The organism is Halorubrum distributum JCM 10118 (assembly GCF_000337335.1).
GTDB classification, from domain to species: Archaea; Halobacteriota; Halobacteria; order Halobacteriales; family Haloferacaceae; genus Halorubrum; species Halorubrum distributum.
On the sequence record NZ_AOJN01000049.1, the window covers coordinates 70,897 to 93,480 of the forward strand.

Annotated in this window: 20 protein-coding genes; 19 read left to right on the plus strand and 1 reads right to left on the minus strand. The window is 70.0% G+C overall.

The features are described from left to right. Positions 1–3 precede the first annotated feature (3 nt). The 6 genes from trkA (at position 4) to C466_RS09315 (ending at position 8,184) form a co-directional block, all read left to right on the plus strand. Positions 4–1,341, plus strand: a complete 1,338-nt coding sequence (trkA, locus tag C466_RS09290; RefSeq protein WP_004598235.1) for a Trk system potassium transporter TrkA — start codon at positions 4–6, stop codon at positions 1,339–1,341. Between the two features lie 7 nt (positions 1,342–1,348). Next, on the plus strand, positions 1,349–2,851 hold the full coding sequence (locus C466_RS09295; protein ID WP_004598234.1) for a TrkH family potassium uptake protein: 1,503 nt from the start codon (positions 1,349–1,351) through the stop codon (positions 2,849–2,851). Between the two features lie 543 nt (positions 2,852–3,394). Then, positions 3,395–4,933: a TrkH family potassium uptake protein gene (locus C466_RS09300; RefSeq protein ID WP_004598233.1), complete on the plus strand. Its 1,539-nt coding sequence runs from the start codon at positions 3,395–3,397 to the stop codon at positions 4,931–4,933. A gap of 70 nt (positions 4,934–5,003) precedes the next feature. Continuing rightward, a complete protein-coding gene (locus C466_RS09305) occupies positions 5,004–5,453 on the plus strand; it encodes a universal stress protein (protein ID WP_004598232.1) in 450 nt (149 codons plus the stop codon). A 56-nt stretch (positions 5,454–5,509) separates the two neighbouring features. Beyond that, positions 5,510–6,382, plus strand: coding sequence for a universal stress protein (locus C466_RS09310; protein ID WP_152418573.1), 873 nt, complete (start codon positions 5,510–5,512; stop codon positions 6,380–6,382). A gap of 101 nt (positions 6,383–6,483) precedes the next feature. Continuing rightward, on the plus strand, positions 6,484–8,184 hold the full coding sequence (locus C466_RS09315; protein WP_004598230.1) for an acyl-CoA mutase large subunit family protein: 1,701 nt from the start codon (positions 6,484–6,486) through the stop codon (positions 8,182–8,184). Positions 8,185–8,276: 92 nt separating this feature from the next. Here C466_RS09315 and C466_RS09320 read toward each other — a convergent pair whose 3' ends face one another. Then, a complete protein-coding gene (locus C466_RS09320) occupies positions 8,277–8,513 on the minus strand; it encodes a hypothetical protein (protein ID WP_004598229.1) in 237 nt (78 codons plus the stop codon). A gap of 112 nt (positions 8,514–8,625) precedes the next feature. Between C466_RS09320 and C466_RS09325 the strand changes: the two genes are divergently transcribed. From C466_RS09325 to C466_RS09390, 13 genes are all read left to right on the plus strand, one after another. Further along, positions 8,626–9,390 (plus strand): 4-phosphopantoate--beta-alanine ligase, encoded by a 765-nt coding sequence (locus C466_RS09325; RefSeq protein ID WP_004598228.1) that lies wholly within the window; start codon positions 8,626–8,628, stop codon positions 9,388–9,390. Between the two features lie 55 nt (positions 9,391–9,445). After that, on the plus strand, positions 9,446–9,895 hold the full coding sequence (locus C466_RS09330; RefSeq protein ID WP_004598227.1) for an Lrp/AsnC family transcriptional regulator: 450 nt from the start codon (positions 9,446–9,448) through the stop codon (positions 9,893–9,895). A gap of 72 nt (positions 9,896–9,967) precedes the next feature. Next, positions 9,968–11,125: a DUF63 family protein gene (locus C466_RS09335; protein ID WP_049908400.1), complete on the plus strand. Its 1,158-nt coding sequence runs from the start codon at positions 9,968–9,970 to the stop codon at positions 11,123–11,125. A gap of 736 nt (positions 11,126–11,861) precedes the next feature. After that, positions 11,862–13,031 carry a bifunctional phosphopantothenoylcysteine decarboxylase/phosphopantothenate--cysteine ligase CoaBC gene (gene coaBC / locus C466_RS09345; protein ID WP_004598224.1) on the plus strand — a complete coding sequence of 390 codons (1,170 nt, stop codon included), beginning with the start codon at positions 11,862–11,864 and terminating at the stop codon, positions 13,029–13,031. A 205-nt stretch (positions 13,032–13,236) separates the two neighbouring features. Then, positions 13,237–14,514, plus strand: a complete 1,278-nt coding sequence (locus tag C466_RS09350; RefSeq protein ID WP_004598223.1) for a monovalent cation/H+ antiporter subunit E — start codon at positions 13,237–13,239, stop codon at positions 14,512–14,514. Then, complete coding sequence (locus C466_RS09355; RefSeq protein ID WP_004598222.1) at positions 14,511–14,816, plus strand: cation:proton antiporter; 306 nt, start codon at positions 14,511–14,513, stop codon at positions 14,814–14,816. Before C466_RS09350 ends, C466_RS09355 begins: the two co-directional genes overlap by 4 nt. Continuing rightward, positions 14,813–15,148: a monovalent cation/H(+) antiporter subunit G gene (gene mnhG, locus C466_RS09360; protein ID WP_004598221.1), complete on the plus strand. Its 336-nt coding sequence runs from the start codon at positions 14,813–14,815 to the stop codon at positions 15,146–15,148. The genes C466_RS09355 and mnhG overlap by 4 nt, the downstream gene beginning before the upstream one ends. Then, the gene (locus C466_RS09365; RefSeq protein WP_004598220.1) at positions 15,145–15,735 is read left to right on the plus strand and encodes a DUF4040 domain-containing protein; all 591 of its coding nucleotides are present in this window, start codon (positions 15,145–15,147) and stop codon (positions 15,733–15,735) included. Before mnhG ends, C466_RS09365 begins: the two co-directional genes overlap by 4 nt. Further along, entirely contained in the window at positions 15,732–16,475 is a 744-nt protein-coding gene (locus C466_RS09370; protein ID WP_004598219.1) for an MnhB domain-containing protein, read from the plus strand. Before C466_RS09365 ends, C466_RS09370 begins: the two co-directional genes overlap by 4 nt. Next, positions 16,475–17,035 (plus strand): cation:proton antiporter subunit C, encoded by a 561-nt coding sequence (locus C466_RS09375; RefSeq protein ID WP_004598218.1) that lies wholly within the window; start codon positions 16,475–16,477, stop codon positions 17,033–17,035. The genes C466_RS09370 and C466_RS09375 overlap by 1 nt, the downstream gene beginning before the upstream one ends. Then, positions 17,028–18,650 carry a proton-conducting transporter transmembrane domain-containing protein gene (locus tag C466_RS09380; protein ID WP_004598217.1) on the plus strand — a complete coding sequence of 541 codons (1,623 nt, stop codon included), beginning with the start codon at positions 17,028–17,030 and terminating at the stop codon, positions 18,648–18,650. Before C466_RS09375 ends, C466_RS09380 begins: the two co-directional genes overlap by 8 nt. After that, positions 18,647–20,758 (plus strand): cation:proton antiporter, encoded by a 2,112-nt coding sequence (locus C466_RS09385; protein ID WP_004598216.1) that lies wholly within the window; start codon positions 18,647–18,649, stop codon positions 20,756–20,758. The genes C466_RS09380 and C466_RS09385 overlap by 4 nt, the downstream gene beginning before the upstream one ends. After that, positions 20,755–22,533, plus strand: coding sequence for a Na(+)/H(+) antiporter subunit D (locus tag C466_RS09390; protein WP_004598215.1), 1,779 nt, complete (start codon positions 20,755–20,757; stop codon positions 22,531–22,533). Before C466_RS09385 ends, C466_RS09390 begins: the two co-directional genes overlap by 4 nt. Positions 22,534–22,584: the final 51 nt, after the last annotated feature.

The following is a 22,584-nucleotide window of genomic DNA, read 5'->3' on the forward strand; positions in this document are numbered from 1 at the left end:
CCCATGCACGTGGTCGTCATCGGGGCCGGCGAGGTCGGGACGAGCATCGCCGCGAGTCTCGCGTCGGACCACGAGGTCGTCGTCGTCGACGTCGACCCGGACCGGGCGGAACAGCTCAAGTACGAACTCGACGTGCTCACCATCGCCGGCGACGGCACGTCCTCGGAGATCCAGTCGGCCGCCGAAGTCGACCGCGCGGACATGGTCATCGCCTGTACCGACGACGACCAGACGAACCTCGTCGCCTGCGGCACCGCGAAGACGCTCGGCGACGGGTTCACGATCGCCCGCGTGAAGAGTACCGACTTCCTCCGCACCTGGCAGGGCAACGAGGGCGCCTTCGGCGTCGACTTCATGGTGTGTACCGACCTCCTGACCGCTGAGAACATCGTCCGCGTCATCGGCCTCCCGGCCGCGGTCGACGTCGACCCGTTCGCCGGCGGCCTCGTCCAGATGGCGGAGTTCGAGATCGCGGAGGGGAGCCCCGTCGCCGGACAGACCGTCTCGGAGGCCGACCGCTTCGAGTCGCTCACGTTCGTCGGGCTGTTCCGGGACGGCGAGATGACCATCCCGCGCGGGGACACCGACATCGCCGTCGGCGACCGCGCGGTGGTGATCGGGAGCCCCGAGAGCGTCCAGTCGTTCGCGACCGACGTGGCGCCCGAGACGACCCCCGACCGGGCCGACGAGATCGTCGTCGTCGGCGGCAGCGAGATCGGGTATCAGACCGCCCGACTGCTGGAGGAGCGCGACTTCAAGCCCCGGCTGATCGAGCGCGACGCCGACCGCGCGCGGTGGCTCGCGGAGAACCTCCCGAACACCGTCGTGATGGAACACGACGCCACCGACACGGAGTTCCTCTCCCGGGAGCACGTCGACGAGGCCGACATCGTCGTCACCGCGCTCCGCTCGGACGAGAAGAACCTCCTCATCTCCGTGCTCGCCAAGCGGCTCGGCGTCGACCGCGTGATCGCCGTCGTCGACAGCCCGGACTACGTCACCGTCTTCGAGGAGATCGGCATCGATATCGCGATCAACCCCCGCACCGTGACCGCCGAGGAGATCACCCGGTTCACCTACGAGAGCGTCGCGGAGAACATCGCGGTGCTGGAAAACGATCAGGCGGAGGTCTTAGAGCTCGAACTCACCGAGGGGTGCGGGCTCGTCGGGCGACCCATCTCGGAGGTCGTCGCCGAGAGCGAGGCGCGGTTCGTCATCGGCGCGATCACGCGCGACCACCGGCTGGTCACCCCCCGCGGGGACACCGTGCTTCAAGCGGGCGACCACGTGATCCTCCTCGTGGAGTCGGAGTCGGTGGGCGAGATCGCGTCGATGGCCTGAGAAACTCGTGAACACCAAGATCCGAGTCGGGTGGCGGGCGAGCGTGGGGCTCACCGGCGACGTCCTCGCCGCGCTCTCCGTTCCCCTGTCCTTCCCCCTCCTCATCGCGCTCTACTACGGGGAATCGCCGCTGCCCTTCGTCGCGGCGATCGCCGTCTCGCTCGCGCTCGGCGCGGCGTTCCGGTCGGTCCAGGACCCGTCGGTCAACCTCGGGCCCCGGGAGGCGTTCCTCGCGGTGGCGCTGATCTGGTTCCTCGTCGCCGCGGTCGGCGCGATCCCGTTCGTCGTCGCGGGCGTGGGCACCGTCGCGCACCCGGTGAACGCCATGTTCGAGGCGATGAGCGGGCTGACGACGACCGGCGCGACCGTGTTGCGCGACTTCTCGCTCCACGCGAAGTCCGTCATGATGTGGCGGCAGGTGATCCAGTGGCTCGGCGGACTGGGGATCCTGATCTTGGCGACCGCGGTCCTCTCCGAGATCGGGGTGGGTGGCGCGCAGCTGATGGAGTCGGAGTCGCAGACGCAGGACGTCAACAAGCTCACGCCGAAGATCTCGCAGACCGCGCAGCTGATCTGGGGGATCTACTTCGGGCTCACGGGGCTCGCGATCGCCGTCTACTTCCTGCTCGGGCTCGCCGTCGACCCGCAGATGGACCTGTACAACGCGGTCGCCCACGCGTTCACGTCGGTCGCGACCGCCGGGTTCTCGCCGGAGCCGCTCTCGGTCGGCGCGTTCCACCCGCTCATCCAGTGGGCGGTCGTCCCGTTCATGGTGATCGGCTCGACCAGCTTCGTGCTCATCTACTTCGCCATCAACGGCGAGCCGATGCGCCTGCTGCGAAACGAGGAGTTCCACTTCTACCTCGGCGCGATGGGGACGCTCGCGTCGGTCGTCGCGCTCGGCCTGTTCCTCGACCCCAGCACGACCTTCGGCGCCGAGGGAACGGTGCGTCACGCCGTGTTCAACGTCGCCTCCATCGTGACCACGACGGGGTACGCCAGCACCGATTACGTGCAGTGGGCGCCCGCGGCGAAGCACATGCTGTTCATGGGGATGTTCGTCGGGGGAATGGTCGGGTCGACCACCTGCTCGATCAAGTCGCTGCGGTGGCTGGTCGCGCTGAAGTCGTTCCGCCGGAACCTCTACACCGCGATCCACCCGGAGTCCGTCCGGCCGGTCCGGATCTCGGGGAAGCCGATCGACGAGGGCGCGATCCGCGACATCTACGCGTACCTCCTCCTCAGCATCGTGATCTTCTTTCTGCTCGCCATCGTCATCGTCGTCGACGCCGAGCGAGGGAACGCCACCGTGACGGAGTTCGAGGCGCTCGGCGCCGCGGCGACCACGTTCCTCAACATCGGGCCGGCGTTCGGCGACGCGGGTCCGTACGGGACGTTCGCGACGTTCCCGCTGAGCACCCGCGCCGTGATGGTCGTCCTGATGTGGATCGGCCGGATCGAGATCATCCCGGTCCTCGTGCTGTTCACGAAGGCGTTCTGGACGTCGTAGCGTCCCTCGGCGGCCGAGTTTCGAGCGATGGAGTCGGCGTCGATATAACTTCATTTTTAAATTGGATTCTCAAACCGAATGCCTTGTAGGCGATCGATGCCGGGAGTAGGTATCACACAGTTGTGGAGTGGTCGTTTATAAATAATCGAGCCGTGCTGCTGTTGGCGGTTTATGAGTTGCTGACGGCTCTGTGGTGGCAATTTTCAAAGCCCCAGCCGGGAGGACGCCGCACACTCGCTGCGCTCCTCGCTCGCGTTGCTCGCTGCGGTGCTTACGTCGTCTGCGGCGTCCTCCCGGCTGCCCCTTTGAGTCCCACCCCCGCACGGCGACCGCACCTCACGCCTCCCCAGCCTCGTCGATGGTCCTCCGCTTCGCTCCGGACCATCGACTCCCTCGCGCGTGCGGTTCGCGGCCTGTCGGCCGCTCACTGGCACGCGCCACCGCACCGTCTTTTACGATTTTTAAGAATCCACGGACCCCTACCGACGGCTTCTTATCGCATCGGAAAGCTACGACGCACATCGGAACCTCTGAGGGACACTCGTGACACGAACGACGGTCGACGTACGAGCGACGCTCAGCTACACCGGGACTATCGTGAAGCTCCTCTCCGCGTCGATGAGCGTCCCGCTCGTCGTGGCGCTGATCTACGGGGAGGACGCGCTCACGTTCGCGGTCTCGATGACGATCGCGGTCGCGGTCGGCGCGGGAATGGAACGGCTCGACGACGAACCGGACCTCGGCCCCAGAGACGCGCTGGCGGTCGTCTCGCTGGCGTGGCTCATGGCCGCGGTCGTCGGCGCGATCCCGTACGTCATCGCGGGCTACGGTACCCCCTCCGCGCTCGGACACCCGGTGAACGCGCTGTTCGAGTCGATGAGCGGCTTCACCACGACGGGGGCGACCGCGACCGCGGAGATCAGCTTCGAGCGGCACTCGCACGCCGTGTTGATGTGGCGGCAGCTCACCCAGTGGCTCGGCGGGATGGGGATCATCGTGCTGATGGTCGCGATCCTGCCCCAACTCGCCGTGAACGGCGCGGAACTGATGAAATCTGAGGCGCCGGGGCCGGGCCTCCAGAAGCTCACGCCGCGGATCGCGGAGACGGCGCGGGCGCTCTGGCTCATCTACGCCGGGTTCACGGCCGCGCTGATCGCGATCCTGTTCGGCCTCGGCCTCACGCCGCTCGCGCCGAACATGGACCTGTACAACGCGATCGCCCACGGCTTCTCGACGCTGCCGACGGGAGGATTCTCCCCGCAGGCGGAGAGCATCGCGGCGTTCTCGCCCGTCGTCCAGTGGGTGTTCGTCCCGTTCATGGTGATCGCCGGGGTGAACTTCGCGCTGTTCTGGTACGTGCTGCGCGACGACCCGCGAGAGATGTTCGGAAACACCGAGTTCCGCATGTACCTCGGGCTGGTGACCGGGTTCGCCGCGGTGCTCGCGGTCGGGCTGTTCTACGGCGGCGCGCCCGAGACGGGTATCGGCGGGGTTACGGAGGGCGTGACCGAGAGCGCGCTCAGACACGGTGCCTTCCAGATCGCGTCGCTTTTGAACTCGACTGGGTTCGCGACCGCGAACTTCGCGGAGTGGGACACCCAGACCAAGTTCTTCCTGCTGTTCGTGATGTTCGTCGGCGGCTCCGCGGGCTCGACCGGGGGCGGGATCAAGGTCATCCGGTGGCTCATCCTGTTGAAGGTGCTGTACCGCGAGCTGTACACCACGGCGAACCCCGACGTCGTCCGGCCGGTGCGGCTCGGCGGCGAGGTCGTCGACGAGGACGTGATCCGCGGCATCCTCGTGTTCACGCTGCTGTACTTCCTCGTGTTCGCGCTCTCCGCGGTGTTCATCGAACTCGACACGACGCGGGTCGGGGAGGGCCTCACCGGGACGCAGGCGTTCGCGGCGTCGCTCGCGACCATCGGGAACATCGGGCCGGGGCTCGGGCCGCTCGGGCCCTTCGGGAGCTACGAGTTCCTGCCGAACGCGACGAAGCTGCTGATGATCGGGCTGATGTGGATCGGGCGGCTGGAGATCGTCCCCGTGCTCGCGCTGTTCGTCGCCGGCGTCGACGAGCGGTGAGCGGGCGCCCGTGTTACGGACCCGGTCGCGGGAGGCACCTTCTTAAACGGCGGCGGGCGTAGTACCTCGTATGAACGGAACCGACGAGACAGACGACACCGGCGGTCGGGACCTGCTCGCTCACGTGCTCCTCCCGGTCGCGAACGAGGAGGACGCGCTGGCGACGGCGCGGGCGCTCGAACCGTACGAGACCGGGCGCGTGACCGCGCTCCACGTCGTCGAGAAGGGCGAGGGCGTCCCGGACAAGACCCCGGTCGAGCAGTCGGAGGAGCTCGCGGCCGAGTCGTACGCGGCGGTCCGGACGGTGTTCCCGGACGCGGGCGAACACACCGCGTACGCACGCGACGTGGCCGAGGCGATCTTCGACGCCGCGGCGGAGGAGGACGCGAGCGCGATCGCCTACCGGCCGCGCGGCGGGAACCGGCTCGTCCAACTGCTCTCGGGCGACCTGTCGACCGAGCTCGCGACCGACGCGCCGGTGCCGGTCGTCGCGCTCCCCCGCGCGGATTCGGACGAATGAGCCGTCGCCGCCCTCGTGGGGCCGGCTCCGCCGGGCGCTGATCTGTACCCCAACCGATGCCACGCGCCGACGACCGACCGACGCCGGGCAGCGGGGGACGACCGACGGTCATGGTCGCGCTCTCGAACCCGCGGACGGAGGGCGCGCTCGTCGCGCTCGCCGGCGCGCTCGCGGAGCACCGGAACGGCCGCCTGCTCGCCGTCCACGTCGTCACCGTCCCCGACCAGACGTCGCTGGAGAAGGCCGCCGCGAACCGGGAGCGGCTCGACCGGTCCTCCGCGGACCTGCTCGCCGCGGCCGTCGACGACGCCGCGGCGTTCGACGCGCCGGTCGAGACGAAGACGGTCCTCTCGCACCGCGGGATCGAGGAGGTGTTCGACGCCGCGCGGACGAACGACGCGGACGCCGTCGTGATGGGCTACGGCGGGGCGCGGTTCGCCGGCGGGCGCGCCGAGGGGTCCCTGGACGAGCTTTCCCGCGACCTCCCCTGTGACTTCCTCGTCTTGGACGGGCAGCGGCTCGACGCCGGGGAGGTCCTCGTGCCGACCGCCGGCGGCCCCTCTTCGGACCTCTCCGCCGAGGTCGCGCTGGCGCTCCGAGACGTCAGCGGCGCGGAGGTGTCGCTGCTCCACGTCGTCGACGAGGGCGAGGCGGCGTCGGGCCGCGAGTTCCTCGCCGACTGGGCTGACGGCCACGGACTCGGAGACGTCGACCTGCGGGTCGAGGCGGGCGACGTCGGGGCGGCGATCGAACGGGTCGGCGCGGGGTACGACCTCGTGGTCGTCGGCGCCACGGAGCGCGGCCTCCTCTCGCGGGTCGTCCGCGGATCGCTCGCGTCCGCGGCGATCGAACGCCTCGATACGCCGGTGTTGCTCGCGGAGCGCCCGTCCGACCGGTCGCTCCGTGAGCGGCTGTTCGGCGGGCGCTGAGGCGGCCGCACGCGGGGTTCGTCGGCGAGCGTCGTTTCGGGCCGACCGCTCCTATTAATGTATAATGAATATTTATACGCGACCGGCGGGTACTCGGGGGTATGTACGACGACGAGGAGCTCTCCGAGATCCGCGAGGCGAAGGCGTCGTGGGAGGCGGAGACGCTCGACCCGACTCTCGACCGGCACGGCGAGCGGAAGGAGCGGTTCGCGACGGTCTCCAACCGCGAGGTCGACCGGATCTACACCCCCGAGGACGTGGCCGACCTCGACTACGACGAGGACCTTGGATACCCGGGCGAGGAACCGTACACCCGCGGCGTCTACCCGACGATGTACCGCGGTCGCACGTGGACGATGCGCCAGTTCGCCGGGTTCGGCACCGCGGAGGAGACCAACGAGCGGTTCCGCTATCTCATCGACGAGGGGCAGACCGGGCTCTCGACGGCGTTCGACATGCCCTCGCTGATGGGGATCGACTCCGACGACAAGATGTCGCTCGGCGAGGTGGGCAAGGAGGGCGTCGCGGTCGACACCCTGCGCGACATGGAGGTGCTGTTCGACGGCATCGACCTCGCGGAGGTGTCGACCTCCTTCACGATCAACCCGAGCGCGCCGGTGATCTACGCGATGTACGTCGCGCTCGCGGACCAGCGCGGAATCGACCGCGAGGAGCTGCGCGGGACCCTGCAAAACGACATGCTCAAGGAGTTCATCGCGCAGAAGGAGTGGGTGGTCCCGCCGGAGCCCTCCCTCGACTTGGTGACGGACACGATCGAGTTCGCGGTGGCGGAGACGCCCAAGTTCAAGCCCATCTCGGTGTCGGGCTACCACATCCGCGAGGCGGGGTCGACGGCGGTCCAGGAGCTCGCGTTCACCCTCGCCGACGGGTTCGCCTACGTCGAGGCGTGCCTCGACCGCGGGCTCGACGTCGACGAGTTCGCCCCCCAGCTCTCCTTCTTCTTCAACTCCCACAACTCGCTGTTCGAGGAGGTGGCGAAGTTCCGCGCCGCCCGCCGGATCTACGCGAACGTCATGGACGAGTGGTACGACGCCGAGGCCGAGGCGTCGAAGCGGCTGAAGTTCCACACCCAGACGGCGGGGCAGTCGCTGACGGCCCAGCAGCCGCTGAACAACGTCGCGCGCGTCACGATCCAGGCGCTGGCGGGCGTGCTGGGCGGGACCCAGAGCCTCCACACCAACTCCTTCGACGAGGCGCTCGCGCTCCCCTCCGAGCAGGCGGTGCGCGTCGCGCTCCGGACCCAGCAGATCATCGCCGAGGAGTCGGGCGCGGCCGACATCGTCGACCCGCTCGGCGGCTCCTTCGCGGTCGAGAGCCTCACCGACGAGACGGAGGCGGACGCGATGGCGTACATCGAGGAGATCAGGGAGATGGGCGACGGCTCCGTGCGCGACGGCGTCCTCCGCGGCATCGAGCAGGGGTACTTCCACCGCGAGATCCAGGAGTCGGCGTACGAGTACCAGGAGCGCGTCGACGAGGGCGAGGAGACGGTCGTCGGCGTCAACGCCTACGAGATCGACGAGGACACCCGGCCGGACCTACTGAAGGTCGACGAGACCACCCGCGAACGACAGCTCGACCGGCTGGAGTCGGTGAAGGCCGACCGCGACGACGACGCGGTCGACGCCGCCCTCGGCGACCTCCGAGACGCCGTCGAGGCCGGCGAGAACGTCATGCCCGCCATCGTCACGGCCGTGAAGGCGTACGCGACGATGGGCGAGATCATGGAGGTGTTCGAGGCGGAACACGGCGCGTACCGCGAGCGGATCGGCGTCGCCTGACCGGACAAAAAAGGGGGAACGGGCGGACCGGCGGCGCGGTTCGACGGGACGGTACGCTGCCTCGACGGGACGTACGCCGTTTCGACGGGATCTCAGACCGTCTCGACCGGTCGCGCGGACTCCGCGCACCACGCGTTGCCCCGACGGCCCGCCCGCCGGAGGTCGAGCTCGACGACCGAGCCGGTGTCGAGCGACGACAGCTCGGCCTCCACGTCGGGGTCGTCGTACTCGACGACGTACAGCGTCCCGTTTCGCGGGTATTCGCGGAGCGTGATCGCCCCGTGGTCGTTGCACGCGTCGACGACCGTGTACTTGCCAGTGCGGTCCATCCCGCGTGGAGCTACGATGTGACCCGTGTTAACAGTTGTGCGCGTCTGCGTCCGAACCGCACGCACCGACCACGAACGGTCCACTTTAATCGGCGCGCCGCCTCGCTCGGGTATGACGGAGACGGAGGTCCCCGAGGACCACCCGCGCTACGCGTCGCTCGTGACGCGCCACCGGATCGAGGCGGGCGTCGAGAAGGGGATCACCTCGAAGCAGGGGCTGATCGCGCAGGGACGCGGTGAGGCGTTCGATTACCTCCTCGGCGAGCGCACGCTCCCGAGCGCCGACGACGCCGCGCGCGCCGCGGCCGCGACGCTCCTCCTCGCGGACCGCCCCGTGATCTCGGTGAACGGCAACGTCGCGGCGCTCGCGCCGGCGGAGACGGTCGAACTCGCCGAGGCGGTCGACGCCGACCTGGAGGTGAACCTCTTCAACCACACGGACGAGCGCGTCCGACGGATCGCCGAGCACCTCCGCGAGCACGGCGCCGACGAGGTGAAGGGGCTCGCCGGCGACGGCGAGATCCCCGGCCTCGACCACGCCCGCGGCGTCGTCGACGCCGACGGGATCGAGGCGGCCGACGTCGTCGTGGTGCCCCTGGAGGACGGCGACCGCGCCGCCGCGCTCGAGGCGATGGGGAAGACCGAGATCGTGATCGACCTCAACCCGGGAAGCCGCTCGCCGCGGACGGCGGACGTGCCGATCATCGACAACCTCCTGCGCGCGGTGCCGAACGTGACGGCGCACGCGGAGGACCTCGCGGACGCGGTGCCCGCCGAGTTGGAGCGGACCGTCGAGGAGTTCGACGCCGACGCGGCGCTCGACGCGGCCGAGGCGGCGATCCGCGAGGGGTCGTTCGCGGACGGGGACGGGGAGTAGTTCGCCGGCCGCCCCCGCCGGAAGGCAAAAGCGTACGCCGCCCGTAACGGACGCCATGGAACTCGACGAGACGGACCGGGCGATCCTGCGGATCCTCCAGGAGGACGCGCGGACCCCGTTCTCGGAGGTCGCGCGGCGGATCGACATGTCCAGCGCGACCGTCCACGACCGGGTCAGCCGCCTCGAGGAGGCGGGCGTCATCCGCGGGTACCACGCCGACATCGACCCGAAGGCGGTCGGGTACGGCGTCGGCGCGTTCGTCGGCCTGCGCGTCGAACAGGGCCGCGAGGAGGACGCGCTCGAACGCCTCCGCGGCATCGACGGCGTCCGCGAGATCCACCTCACCACCGGCGAGTGGGACGTCATCCTCCGGGTCGTCGCGGCCGACACCGACCGGCTCCGCGAGCTGATGTTCGAGCGGATCGCGGAGACCGAGGGGTTCTCGCGCTCGCAGACGATGGTCATCCTGGGCACCGACTACGAGCAGCCCGGGCCGCCGCTGTAGCGGGGGACGGCGCGCCGCCGCCAGCGCTACGGGACCGGAACGCTCAACTCGGGACCTCCCCGAACGGTGACCATGAGCACAGGAGTGGCCAACGGGTTCGACCCGTCGCCGGAGCGCGCGTGGGCGGCGGTCGTCGGCGGCGTCACGGCGCTGCTGGCGATCGGATCGGTCGTCTTCCCGCGCGTCGTCTACGATCGCTTCCTCTGGCGCTACTTCTGGGGGCCGGTCGTCGCGGACGGCGAGGGCGCGCAGTGCGCGGTCCGCGAGGCGGGCGGCACCACGGAGCTGCTCGGCAGCAGCGCGGCGTGTCAGGCGGCGCGGAGCGCCGGCGAGGTCGTCGCGACCCCGGGGTACACCACCTTCTCGACGGTGAGCTACGTGGTGATCCTGCTGGCGATGCTGATCGGCGTCGTCTTCCTCCTCCGCCGGCTCGACATCGCGACGGAGCTCCGCTTCTTCTTCGCGCTGTTCCCGTTCATGCTGTTCGGCGGGGCGATGCGGACGGTCGAGGACGCGGGCGTCGCCGCGACCGACGCCGGCGTCGAACCGTTGATCTCGTTCCCGGCGAGCGCGGTGCTGATCAGCCCGTTCATCTACTTTACGGTGTTCCTGTTCACGCTCGCGTGCGTCCTCGCGGCGTACGGGCTCGAACGCCGCGGCGTCGTCGACGACTACGCGCGCCCGCTGTTCGGGTCGGGCGCCGCGGGGCTCGCGCTCGCGGTCGGCTACCTCTCGTATCTCGCGGCCACGACCGGCTACGTCACCTTCTACCCGCAGGTGCTCGTCCCGACGCTCGTCATCGCGACGGTTGCGACCGCGGTCACGTGGGTGATCGCGACCCGACGGATCCCGACGATCCGGCAGGGCACCGGCGCGGCGGGGATCGTGATCATCTGGGGGCACGCGATCGACGGCGTCGCGAACGTGATCGGGCTCAACTGGATGCCCGCGCTGACCGGCACCGCGAACCTCGTGCCGAAACACGTCGTCAACGCGCTGATCGTCGACTGGACCGGGCGGCTGCTCCCCGATTCGATCCTCGCCGTCACCGGCGACGCGTGGCCGTTCCTCCTCGTGAAGCTCGCGGCCGCGACGTTCGTCGTCTGGGTGTTCAACGGCGAGATGTTCGAGGAGTCGCCGCGCTACACGCTGCTGCTGCTTATTACCGTGCTGGCCGTCGGGCTCGGGCCGGGGACGCGGGACATGCTGCGCGCGACGTTCGGGGTTTAAATAGCGGGCGGTTACTCCCCGTAATACAGGATGCTCGCAGATACGCTCGTTTATCCCGAGGTCGGATTACTGGCAGTCGGAAACTGAATTTGACACAATGAACGGGCACGTCAGAATTATTCTTCTCGGAAGTCTTGGTCTGATCATTAGCGTCCCCATTTGGTATACGATTATATCCTCTGAAGAATTTTCACCGGACGTTTTCTTGAATCCGAGCCTGCTATTCTGGCTGATATTCGGGTTTGTCGTTTTTCTGTTCGGGTATTACAACACCGATGTAGAGTAATTCGGGTCTACTCACGAGGCGATCGTTCCCGAAGGCTCACTCGCTCATTTATAAATGGCTAACCGCGGATCAGTGGCGGACTCCTCCAAAGCCCCAGCCGTGAGGCGGACGCACGCTCGCTGCGCTCCTCGGTCGCTCACTGCGTTCGCTCCCTGCGGTGCTTACATCGCCTGCGGCCGCCTCCCGGCTGCCCCTTTGAGCCCCGCCCCGCACGGCACCGCACGGCACCGCACAGCGCCTCACGCCTCCCCAGCCTCGTCGGTGGTCCTCCGCTTCGCTCCGGACCACCGACTCCCTCGCGCGTGCGACTCGCGCCCTGCGGGCGCTCGTCGGCACGCGCCACCGCCGACCATTTATCAGCAGTTTTCAGGAGATCGCGCCGGGGTTGGTCATTCGACGCCGTTCCGCAACGGCATCTTATAAGCCGCCGGGGGCGGAACGGTCTCGGTAATGCTGGACGGGGTCAACGTCGCGCTCGGCGTCTCGGGGAGCATCGCGGCGGTGAAGATCGTCGAACTCGCGCACGAACTGCGCCGCTACGGCGCGAGCGTCCGCGCCGTCATGTCCCCGTCGGCGACGAATATCATTCATCCGTGGGCGGTCGACTTCGCGACCGACGAGCCCGTCGTCACCGAGATCACCGGGAGCGTCGAGCACGTCGAGCTCTGCGGCCGCGAGGGGTGGGCCGACGTACTGCTGCTGGCGCCCGCGACGGCGAACACCGCCGGAAAGATAGCGTCGGCGGTCGACGACACGCCCGTGACGACCTGCGCCACGACGGCCTTGGGCGCGGACGTGCCGGTCGTGATGGCGCCCGCGATGCACGAGCCGATGTACGACCACCCGGGCGTCCTCGACGCGCTCGATCGCTTGGAGTCGTGGGGCGTCCGCTTCGCCGATCCCCGAGTCGAGGAGGGGAAGGCGAAGATCGCGGCCGAGGACGACATCGTGACTGAGGTCGCCCGCGCGACGACGCCGCAGTCCCTCTCCGGGTCGCACGTCGTCGTCACCGCGGGCGCGACGAAGGAGCGGATCGACCCGATCCGCATCCTGACGAACCGCGCGTCGGGGAAGACCGGCCGGGCGGTCGCGCGGGCGTGCTACGCCCGGGGCGCGCGGGTGACGCTCGTCCAGGACGGCCCCGAGGTCCCCTACGCCGACGTGGTCACGGTCGAGACGGCCGACGAGATGATGGCGGCCTGTCGGCGGACCGCGGCGACCGCGGACGCGCTGATCTCCGCGGCCGCCATCTCCGACTTCACCGCCGACGCCGTCGACGAGAAGATACGGTCCGGGTCGCCGCTGTCGGTCGAGCTGGAGCCGACGCCGAAGCTCATCGACTCGGTGCGCGAGGCGTACCCGGACCTCCCGATCGTCGGGTTCAAGGCCGAGACGTCGGGCGACGACGCGGCGATGGTCGCGGAGGCGGAGCGCATCCGCGACCGGGTGGGGCTGGCGTTCGTCGTCGCGAACGACGCGAGCGTGATGGGCGGCGACGAGACGCGCGTCCTGCTCGTCGGCGAGGACGGAACCGACCCCGAGGAGGTCGCCGGCTCGAAGGACGCGGTCGCCGGCCGCATCGCCGACCGGCTCGCGACGACGCTCGACGCGTCGGGGTGAGCGGCGGTCCGACCGGACGCTCGCGCCGCGGTTCCGAGGGCGCTGGACGGCCTCGCGTGGGACGGAAGTCGCGCGGACGGTATCGCCCGCCTCCGGCAGGGTCTCCGCGGATACAAACTGTTTTGAGGCGGTAGGGTGACCAAACGGGTAGAGAAACACATGTGTAACGAGACGGTCACGCACGGCTCCGTGGGAGGTGTGGTGGGTGGCTGACGCCGGCCCGTCGCCCGGCGACGACGACCCGGACACCGAGGCGTCGGCCGACCCCGAGGCGACCTCGGATTCGGACGCGGCGTCGGCGCCGGCGTCCGGCGCGGTCATCGTTCCGGTCGAGCCGAGCTCCACGCTGCGCTCGACGATCGCGCACATCGCGGAGGCCGCCGCCACGGAGGGCGCGTCGGCGCTCCACCTCGTCGAGATCGCCTCGTGGCGGAACGGGGACCCGGAGAGCGACGAGCGGGCCGCCGCCGCGGAGCGCGTGCTCGAACGCGCGGCGGCGTGGGCGAGGGCCGACCTGGAGGACTCCGAGGCGCCCGGCGCCCCGGACGTCGAGGTCGTCATGGCGGTGCTCGGCGCCGACGGCTACCTGTTCGGCGCCGACGACTACGTCCGCGTCCTCGCGGAGTATGCCGAGGCGAACGACGCCGACCGCGTCGTCTTGGACCCCGAGTACACTCCGGTGGGGAACACGACGCTGCTTCAGCCGCTGGAGTTCGCGCTCTCGAACACGCCGCTGTCGGTCGAGACCGCGCCCGTCGACCGGCCGACGCGCCGCGAGCGCTTCCGGACCGAGGCCACGACCGGCCGGTTCGTGGCGCTGTTCGGGCTCTCGCTGGCCTTCTACCTCCTGTTGGGCGACCCGACATACTGGTTCGACGCCGTGACGGGCGTCGCGACCGCGGCGGTCGTCTCGATCACCCTCTCGCGGGTGAGCCTCGACTCCGACCCGGCGTTCCCGCGGACCCCGATGCGGATCGTCCGCGGGCTGATATACGTCCCCGTGCTGCTGTTCGAGATCGTGAAGGCGAACCTCGTCGTCGCCCGGGTCATCCTCGACCCGCGGCTCCCGATCGAGCCGACGCTGAACCGGATGCGGGTGATCGTGGGGAGCGGCCTCCCGCTGATGACGCTCGCGAACTCGATCACGCTGACGCCCGGGACGCTCACCGTCCGCGCCCGCGACAGCGACCTCTACGTCCACTCGCTCGTCCCGTGGGCCCGCGAGGGGCTGTTCGACGGCCCGCTCGAGCGGTGGACGCGCTTCGTCTACTACGGTCGCCGGGCCGCGCGGCTTCCGTCCCCGCGCGAGCGCGACGACGTCGCGATCCTCCAGGGCCCCGACGCCACCGAGGAGCTGCCAATCGCCGCCGCCGACGGCGGCGATCCGGGATCGGGCGTCGAGTCCGAATCGAGTGGCGGCGCGGCCGTCGAGGTCGAGTCGAGTGACGACTCGACCGACGCCGACGGGGTGACCGACCGATGAGCCTCGTGGACGCCTCGCTCGCGGCCGGCTACACCCTCGGCGACTTCCTGCTCGTCGCGGCCGCCGGTTTCGCCGTCCTCGCCGTCGGCATGCTGTACCGCGCTGTCGTCGGGCCGACGATGCAAGACCGGGTGCTGGCGGTGAACGTCCTCGGGACGAACACCGTCGTCATCCTCGCCATCCTCGGCGCGGCGCTCGGCGAGCCGACGTTCCTCGACATCGCCCTGGTGTACGCGCTGCTCAACTTCCTGATGGCCATCGCCATCTCGAAGTTCACCGTCGAGCGGGGTGGTGTGCTGTGACCGCCGCCGCCATGACGGAGACGGCCCGCGTGTGGCTCGTGGTCGCGCTCACGCTGCTCGGGCTGTTCTTCTCGTTCGTCTCGATGGTGGGCGTCCTCCGGCTGCCGGACGTCTACTCGCGGGCGCACACCGCGTCGCAGGCCGACACGCTCGGCGCTGGGTTCGGCCTCGCGGCCGTCGCGCTCACCGTCGGGCTGGCGGGCGCCGGCTTCAAGTCGGTGCTCCTGCTGTTCTTCATCTTCGTGACGAACCCGACCGCGGCCCACGCCATCGCGCGGGCCGCCTTCGAGGAGGGAATCGTGCCGTGGGTCGAGGGGGACGACCGCCGATGACGGGGGCGCTCGCGTCGGCCGCCCCTCTCGGCGCGCCGGTGGTCGCGCAGGTCACCGCCATCGAGGCGAGCCTGTTCGTCTTCGTGGTGTTGACCGCGCTGTTCACCGCCTTGGCGCGCGACGTGCTCGCGGCGGTGATCATCTTCGGCGCCTACAGCCTCGGGATGGCCGCGCTGTACACGTTCTACCGCGCGCCGGACGTCGCGATGACGGAGGCCGCCATCTCCGCCGGGGTGACGACCGTGCTGCTGCTGCTCACGCTCGCGAAGACGACCCGCCTCGACCACGAGGCAGCCTTCGAGTCGGTGAACCTGCCCGCGGCCGGCGCGGCCGGGCTGCTGTTCGCCGGGCTGATGCTCACGATGGGCGACATTCCGGCGGTGGGATCGGCGGACGCGCCGATCTGGTCGAACCCGGACGTGACCCAGTGGTACATCGCGGAGACGTACGCTGAGACGCACGTCGAGAACACGGTGATGGCGGTGCTGGCGGCGTTCCGCGGGTTCGACACGTTCGGCGAGGCGGTCGTCGTGTTCGCGGCCGGGATCGCCGCCCTCATCGTCCTCCACCGGGAGGTGTTCGCATGAGCGGCACAGACGCCGGCGGCGACGCCGACGCGGGTTCCGACACGGGCGCCGCTGCCGACACCGACGCAGCAGAAGCCGGCGACACCGCCGGTTCCGAGTTCGCGTCCGGCGGCGGGTTCGGTCGCGACCGGCCGCCGCGCAGCGACGGCCGACTCGACTCGGAGCGCCGACAGGGAAGCCCGTACACGGAGAGCCAGGTGATCATGCCGACGGTGAAGATCGTCGCGCCGTTCGCGTTCACCTACGGGCTGTTCGTCACCTTCCACGGCGCCGGCTCGCCCGGCGGCGGGTTCCAGGGCGGTGCGATCGTGGCCGCGGTCGTGTTCATGATCGCGTTCGCGTTCGGGATCGAGGCGACCCGGCAGTGGCTCGCGAACACCGTCGTCGTCGCGCTCGCGGTCGGCGGCGCGCTCGTGTTCGCCGGCATCGGGTTGGTCCCGGTCGCGCTCGGCGGCGCGTTCCTCCAGTACGAGCTGCTCCCGATCCCCGACCCCGTCAAGTACGGGATGGAGGGCGTCGAGATCCTCGGCATCGGCACCATCGTCGCCGGCGTCCTCATCGGGCTGTTCCTCGTCCTCGCGAAGGGGTTCAGCGACGCGGGCGGGTTCGCGGACGCCGACGCGTTCGACGACGAGGTCGGCGAAGGTCCCGGCACCGAGGAGGGCGACGAGTCGACCGACGACGGGGCGACCGAACCGGGAACGCCCGGTCCGGCCGCGACCGACGGGGGTGAGCGGTAGTGTCCGCGCTCACCGGCGCGGCTGACCTCGCCGGAATCGCTGGCTCGGTGCCCGCATCGGCCGCCGGCGCCGTCGAGATCCTCGCGACGAGACACGCGTACGTCGCGTTCGCGCTGCTGCTGTGCATCGGCCTCTACATGATGATCGCGAACAAGAACCTCGTGAAGAAGATCATCGGTCTCAACCTGTTCCAGACGGCGATATTCCTGCTGTTCATCGCCTCGGCGTACGTCGAGGGCGGATCGATTCCGATCGTCCCGACCGGCGGTCCGGAGGACGGGCTCTACGTCAGCCCCCTGCCGCACGTGCTCGTGCTCACCGCCATCGTCGTCGGCGTGAGCCTCACCGCGGTCGCGCTCGCGCTGTGTATCCGGATCTACGACGAGTACGGCACGCTCCGGACCGACACGCTCCGCGAACTGCTCCGCGACGAGGGGTCGATCCCGTCGCGGCGGTCGGCGGGGGCGTCTGGAGCCGACGGGGCGCCTGCCGCCGACGCGGCGCCCGAGACCGACGGGGCGACGGCCGCGCCCGGCGCAGGGGGTGAGACGGATGACTGACGTCCTCCTGCCGCTCGCGGTCGTCGTCCCCATCGTGGCGGCGACGCTGCCGCTGGCGCTCGGCCTCCGGTACGACCGTGTCGGCTGGCCGATCGCCGCGGTCGGGACGACGGCCGTGGCCGGGATCGCGGCCGCGATCGCCGCGGAAGTGGTCGCCAACGGCCCGTTCGACCACGCGCTCGGCGGCTTCCTGCCGCCGGTGGGGATCGAGCTCGTCGCTGACCGGCTAACGGTGGCGGTGCTGCTGCTCGTCGCCGCGGTGTCGGTCGCGACGCTCGCGTTCGCGCGGGTCGCCGGCCCGCGGGGGAACCCCTTCTACAGCGCCTACCTCCTGCTGGTCGGCGGACTCGTCGGGATGACGCTCACCGGGGACCTGTTCAACCTGTTCGTGTTCCTCGAGATAACCGGGCTGACGACGTACGCGCTCATCGCCTCGGACCGGTCGGGCGCGAGCGCGTACGCCTCGCTGAAGTACCTCGTCGTCGGCACCGTCGGCGCCTCGCTGTACCTGCTCGGCGTCGGCTACGTCTTCCTCGCGACGGGGACGCTGAACATGCTCGACGTCCAGGCGCAGATCGTCGCGCAGGCCGGCTACGGCGACCCGCTCGTCCGCGCGAGCTACGCGTTCATCGTGACCGGGCTGGCGCTGAAGATCGCCATCTTCCCGGTCCACTCCTGGCAGCCGGACGCCTACCAGCGCGCGCCGGACTCGGTCACGACGATCGTCGCGGCGCTCGTCTCGACGACGAGCGCGTACGCGCTGATCCGCGTGACGTACACCGTGTTCACTGTCGACTTCCTCGCGGCCAACGAGGGGATCGCGACCGCGCTGCTCGTCGTCTCGACCGTCTCGATCGTCGCGGGCTCCGCGCTCGCAGCGATGCAGTCGAACCTCAAGCGGATGTTCGCGTACTCCTCGGTCGCGCAGTTCGGGATGATCGGCGCGGCGGTCGCGCTCGCGAACGAGACGGCCCTGCTCGGCGGGATCGTCCACCTGATCGGTCACGGGATCATGAAGTTCGGCCTGTTCCTCGGGATCGGGCTGCTGGCGCTCGGCTACGGGACGCGGCAGATGGAGGACCTCGCGAGCGCCGCGCGCGCGGCCCCGTACACGTCGGGCGGGGTCGCGGTCCTCGGGCTCGCCTTGGTCGGGATCCCGCCCTCGATCGGCTTCCTCGGCAAGTGGTACATCGGCGTCGGCGCGGTCGACGCCGGCCTCGCGGGTGGGGGTGCGGTCGGGATCGCGGTCGCGGCGGCGATCTTCGTCAGCACGCTGTTCACGCTGTCGTACGTCGCGCGCCTGCTAGAGCGGTTCTACTTCGCCGGCGCGGGGCTCCCGGGCGACCACGGCGAAGTTCCCGGGACCGGTGACGACGGTGGGCGCGGAGATGACCACGCGGCGACCGACGGCGGCGAGGCGTCCCCCGCGAAGACCGCCGACGGCCTTCCCGCGCCCGTCGAGGGCGCCCCGCGGTCGTCGCTCGTCCCCGACCGAGTGCCCACGGCGCCGCTGCTCGCGCTCGGGCTGGCGGTGCTTGCGACCGTCGCGCTCGGCTTCGGCGGCTTCGCGCTCGCGGAGTGGTTCGACCCGTTCCTCACGGAGGCCTTCGCATGACTGACGCTGTACTCTCAGACCCACGACCCCTGCTGGCGGTCCTCGTCTCGTTCGTCGCGGCGTTCCTCATCGTCGCGTCGTACCGCTCGCCGAACGTCCGCGAGGGGTGGACGCTCGTCGCGTCGCTCGCGAAGTTCGGCATCGTCGCGTCGATGCTGCCGGCGGTCCTCGACGGCGCGGTGTTCGAGTGGTCGGCCGGCGCGTTCCTCCCCGGGATCGGCGCGCCGATCGAGTTCGCGCTCCGCGCGGACGCGCTCGGCATGCTGTTCGCGTTCCTCGCGAGCGGGCTGTGGATAATCACCTCCTTCTACAGCATCGGCTACATGCGCGGGCTCGACGAGCCGAACCAGACCCGGTACTTCGCGGCGTTCGCGGTGTCGCTCGCGGCGACGATGGGGATCGCGTTCGCCGGCAACCTCGTGACAATATTCGTCTTCTACGAGCTGCTGTCGATCGCGACGTACCCGCTCGTCGCGCACGACGAGACTGCGGAGGCGCGCTCGGCCGGCCGGAAGTACCTCGCGTACACGATGTTCGGCGGCGGCGTGCTCGTCCTCGCTGGCACCGCGCTCGTCTACCTGCTCGCCGGCTCCGTCGACTTCACCGCCGGCGGCATCGCGGCGCTCGCGAACGCCGACCCCGGGCTGGCGATGCTCGCCTTCTTCCTGCTCGCGATCGGGTTCGGGGTGAAGGCCGGGATCATGCCGCTCCACCAGTGGCTCCCCGAGGCGATGGTGGCGCCGACCCCCGTTTCCGGACTGCTCCACGCGGTCGCGGTCGTCAAGTCCGGCGCGTTCGGCGTCTCGCGGGTCGTCCTCGACGTGTTCGGCCCCGAGCTCGTCTACAATCTCTCGCTCCCGTTCGGCTTCACGGCGGGGCTCGTCCTCTCGACCATCGGGGCGATCACGCTCACCGCGGCCTCGCTCATCGCCCTGCGGAAGGACCACCTGAAGCGCCGGCTCGCCTACTCGACGATCAGCCAGTTGAGCTACATCATCCTCGGGCTCGGGCTGTTCGGCTGGTACGGGCTCGTGGGCGCGCTGCTCCACATCCCGGCGCACGCGTTCATGAAGCTCACCCTGTTCTTCTGTGCGGGCAACATCCACGTGTCGACCCACACGGACTACATCTCCCAGATGGCGGGGATCGGCAAGCGGATGCCGCTGACGATGGGGGCGTTCACGATAGCCTCGCTGGGGATGGCGGGGATCCCGCTCCTCGCCGGCTTCGTCAGCAAGTACTACATGCTGATCGGCGGGGTGCGGATGGGGATGAACTTCACCCCGGTCGCGTACTACCTCGTCGGCGCGCTGCTGTTGTCGGGCGTGCTCAACATCGCCTACTTCTGGCCGGTGATCTACACCGCCTTCTTCGAGGCGGAGGACGCCCACGACGCGAAGCCGCTCGTCGACTTCCCGCTCGGCGGCGAGTCGCGCTCGATCGTGGCCGCGACCGACGGGGGCCGCGCAGGTGACGGGGACGCTGACCAAAACGACGACGACCACGAGGGATCGGCTGACGACGTGGAGGACATCGTCGCGGACGCGGGCGACGGAGACGACCCCTCGTCCGAGGCCGCCGACGGGGTCGACGAGTCGGACATCCCCGACGCCGACCTCGACGACCTGCCGACCGACGAGGAGGGCGTCGTCCGGCCGGACTTCGCGGCGAGCGAGCGCGACTTCTCGGAGCCGGCCGAGCGCGTCGACACGGGCGATTACGCGGTCGACGAGCGCCCCTCCGACGCGGACGTGCCGTTCGGTCCCGGACGCGCCGACCCGGAGGAGTCGGCCTCGGCGGATGCCGTCGAAGCTGACCGCGGCCCCGACGATCCGCACGGCGACCACGACGACGATCCGCACGGCGGTCACGACGCGGACACGCACGACGACGGTCACCACGGCGGGCCGCCGGCCGGCGGCTGGAAACACATCGCCGGGCTCGACGCGCTCCGCGGGCGCGAGTCGACCTGGTTCACGCTCGGGCCGATCCTCGCCGCGATGACGCTCGCGGTGCTGCTCGGCGTGATCCCCTACGAGATGGGCTTCCTGGAGCTGATCGAGCTCATCGTCGACACGCGGCTCCCCGAGGGGGTGGTGCGCCCGTGACGGTTCCCACGAGCCTCCTCACGGCGGTCCCGCCGTACGTCCTGCTCGCGTTCGCGGCGCTGGCGGTGCTGGCGCTGCCGCGGCGGGCGGGCCACGCGGTGGCCGCGCTGGCGACGGCGCTCACCTTCGTCCAGGCGGTGCTGCTCGGCGACGGCGGGACGGGCGCGCACCTCGCGACGACGTTCCTCGGCTTCGACGTCGTGTTCTTCAACGTCGACCAGTTCTCCCTGCTGATGGGGGTCGTCGTCGGCTTCCTCGCGACCGCGGCGGTGCTGTACGCCTACGGCAGCGAGGCGCCGACGTGGGTGACGGCGTTCGCGCTGCTGTACGTCGCCACGACCTTCGGCACGATCTACGCCGGCGACTGGCTCACGCTGGTCTTCTTCTGGGAGCTGACGGCCGTCACCTCGACGCTGCTGGTCTGGCAGCACGGCGGCGAGGCGGTGCGGGCGGGCTACCGCTACGCGCTCTTCCACGGCACCGGCGGGACCATCCTGCTCGCCGCCGTCGTCGTCCACTTCGTCAACGCCGGGACGTTCCTGTTCTCGGAGACGGCCGGAATCGACCCGGCGGCGACGGCCCTCGCGGCGGTCGGCATCGGGATCAACTGCGGGTTCATCTTCCTACACAGCTGGCTGCCGGACACCTACCCGCGCCCGCACGTCGCGGCGTCGGTGTTCCTCTCGGTGTTCACGACGAAGACCGCGGCGTACGTGATGTACCGCGCGTTCCCCGAGGGCGGCATGTGGCTCGCGTACCTCGGCGGCTTCATGGCCGTCTACGGCGCGTTCTTCGCGCTGCTCCAGTACGACCCGCGCCGGCTGCTCTCGTACCACATCCAGGCCCAGCTCGGCTACATGCTCGCCGGGTTCGGGCTCGCCACGGCGGTCGGCGAGTTCGCCGTCACCGGCGGCTTCGCGCACCTGTTCAACAACGTCCTCTACAAGAGCCTCCTGTTCATGGCGGTCGGCGTCGTGGTGTACCGGACCGGCGTCGAGGACATCAGGGATATGGGCGGCCTCTGGAAGGTGATGCCCGTCACCTTCCTCGTCTACCTCGTCGGCGCGGCCTCGATTACGGCGGTGCCGGGGTTCAACGGGTTCATCTCGAAGGGGATGGTGCTCGACTCCGCCCACGAGGTCCACAACTACATCCTGCTCCTGGACAGCGGGCTGCTCTGGTGGCTGCTCGTCCTCGGCGGCGTGGGGACGTTCATGTCGTTCATCAAGCTCGGCTACTACATGTTCTTCCACGGCTCGGCGACGCTGTCGCCGGACGACGCCACGCCGTTCCAGACGGCCGGGATGCTGCTGGCCGCGGGCGCGTGCGTCTTCTTCGGCGTCTTCTACACCCAGCTGATCGAGCTGATGCCGTTCACGGACCTGATCCTCAGCGACGAGGTGTACTTCAAGCCGTACAGTCAGAGCCACCTGATCGAGAGCGCGGCGCTGCTGATCGCCGGGTTCGTCGGCTTCTTCGCGCTGAAGCGCCCGCTCGGCTGGCTCGCCCACCGCATGCCGGACGTCGACCGCGTCATCTTCCCGGCCGCGTTCTACCTCGGGCGGGGTTCCGTGTGGGGCGTCACGGAGCTGTGGGCCGCGGTCGACCGCGCGACGATGGCGCTGGCGGGCGCGACGATGCGGACCGCGAGCCACCCGCGGGAGGCGCTCTCGCGGGCCGGAGTCGACGTGGAGATCCGCGCCGGCATCGGTCGGAGCGTGCTGCTGTTGACGCTCGCGGCCGGCGTCGCGCTGTTCGCCTTCCTGCTGGTCTGACCCCGCGGCGCGGTCGGCCCGCGCTCGCGCCGCGCCGCACGTCTGTCCGGC

Excerpts from the sequence above, each read along its gene's own strand:
- trkA (WP_004598235.1), top strand. The coding sequence starts at position 4 with ATGCACGTGGTCGTCATCGGGGCCGGCGAGGTCGGGACGAGCATCGCC.
- C466_RS09305 (WP_004598232.1), top strand. The coding sequence starts at position 5,004 with ATGAACGGAACCGACGAGACAGACGACACCGGCGGTCGGGACCTGCTC.
- C466_RS09310 (WP_152418573.1), top strand. The coding sequence starts at position 5,510 with ATGCCACGCGCCGACGACCGACCGACGCCGGGCAGCGGGGGACGACCG.
- C466_RS09315 (WP_004598230.1), top strand. The coding sequence starts at position 6,484 with ATGTACGACGACGAGGAGCTCTCCGAGATCCGCGAGGCGAAGGCGTCG.
- C466_RS09320 (WP_004598229.1), bottom strand. The coding sequence starts at position 8,513 with ATGGACCGCACTGGCAAGTACACGGTCGTCGACGCGTGCAACGACCAC.
- C466_RS09325 (WP_004598228.1), top strand. The coding sequence starts at position 8,626 with ATGACGGAGACGGAGGTCCCCGAGGACCACCCGCGCTACGCGTCGCTC.
- C466_RS09330 (WP_004598227.1), top strand. The coding sequence starts at position 9,446 with ATGGAACTCGACGAGACGGACCGGGCGATCCTGCGGATCCTCCAGGAG.
- C466_RS09335 (WP_049908400.1), top strand. The coding sequence starts at position 9,968 with ATGAGCACAGGAGTGGCCAACGGGTTCGACCCGTCGCCGGAGCGCGCG.
- coaBC (WP_004598224.1), top strand. The coding sequence starts at position 11,862 with ATGCTGGACGGGGTCAACGTCGCGCTCGGCGTCTCGGGGAGCATCGCG.
- C466_RS09355 (WP_004598222.1), top strand. The coding sequence starts at position 14,511 with ATGAGCCTCGTGGACGCCTCGCTCGCGGCCGGCTACACCCTCGGCGAC.
- C466_RS09365 (WP_004598220.1), top strand. The coding sequence starts at position 15,145 with ATGACGGGGGCGCTCGCGTCGGCCGCCCCTCTCGGCGCGCCGGTGGTC.
- C466_RS09370 (WP_004598219.1), top strand. The coding sequence starts at position 15,732 with ATGAGCGGCACAGACGCCGGCGGCGACGCCGACGCGGGTTCCGACACG.
- C466_RS09380 (WP_004598217.1), top strand. The coding sequence starts at position 17,028 with ATGACTGACGTCCTCCTGCCGCTCGCGGTCGTCGTCCCCATCGTGGCG.
- C466_RS09385 (WP_004598216.1), top strand. The coding sequence starts at position 18,647 with ATGACTGACGCTGTACTCTCAGACCCACGACCCCTGCTGGCGGTCCTC.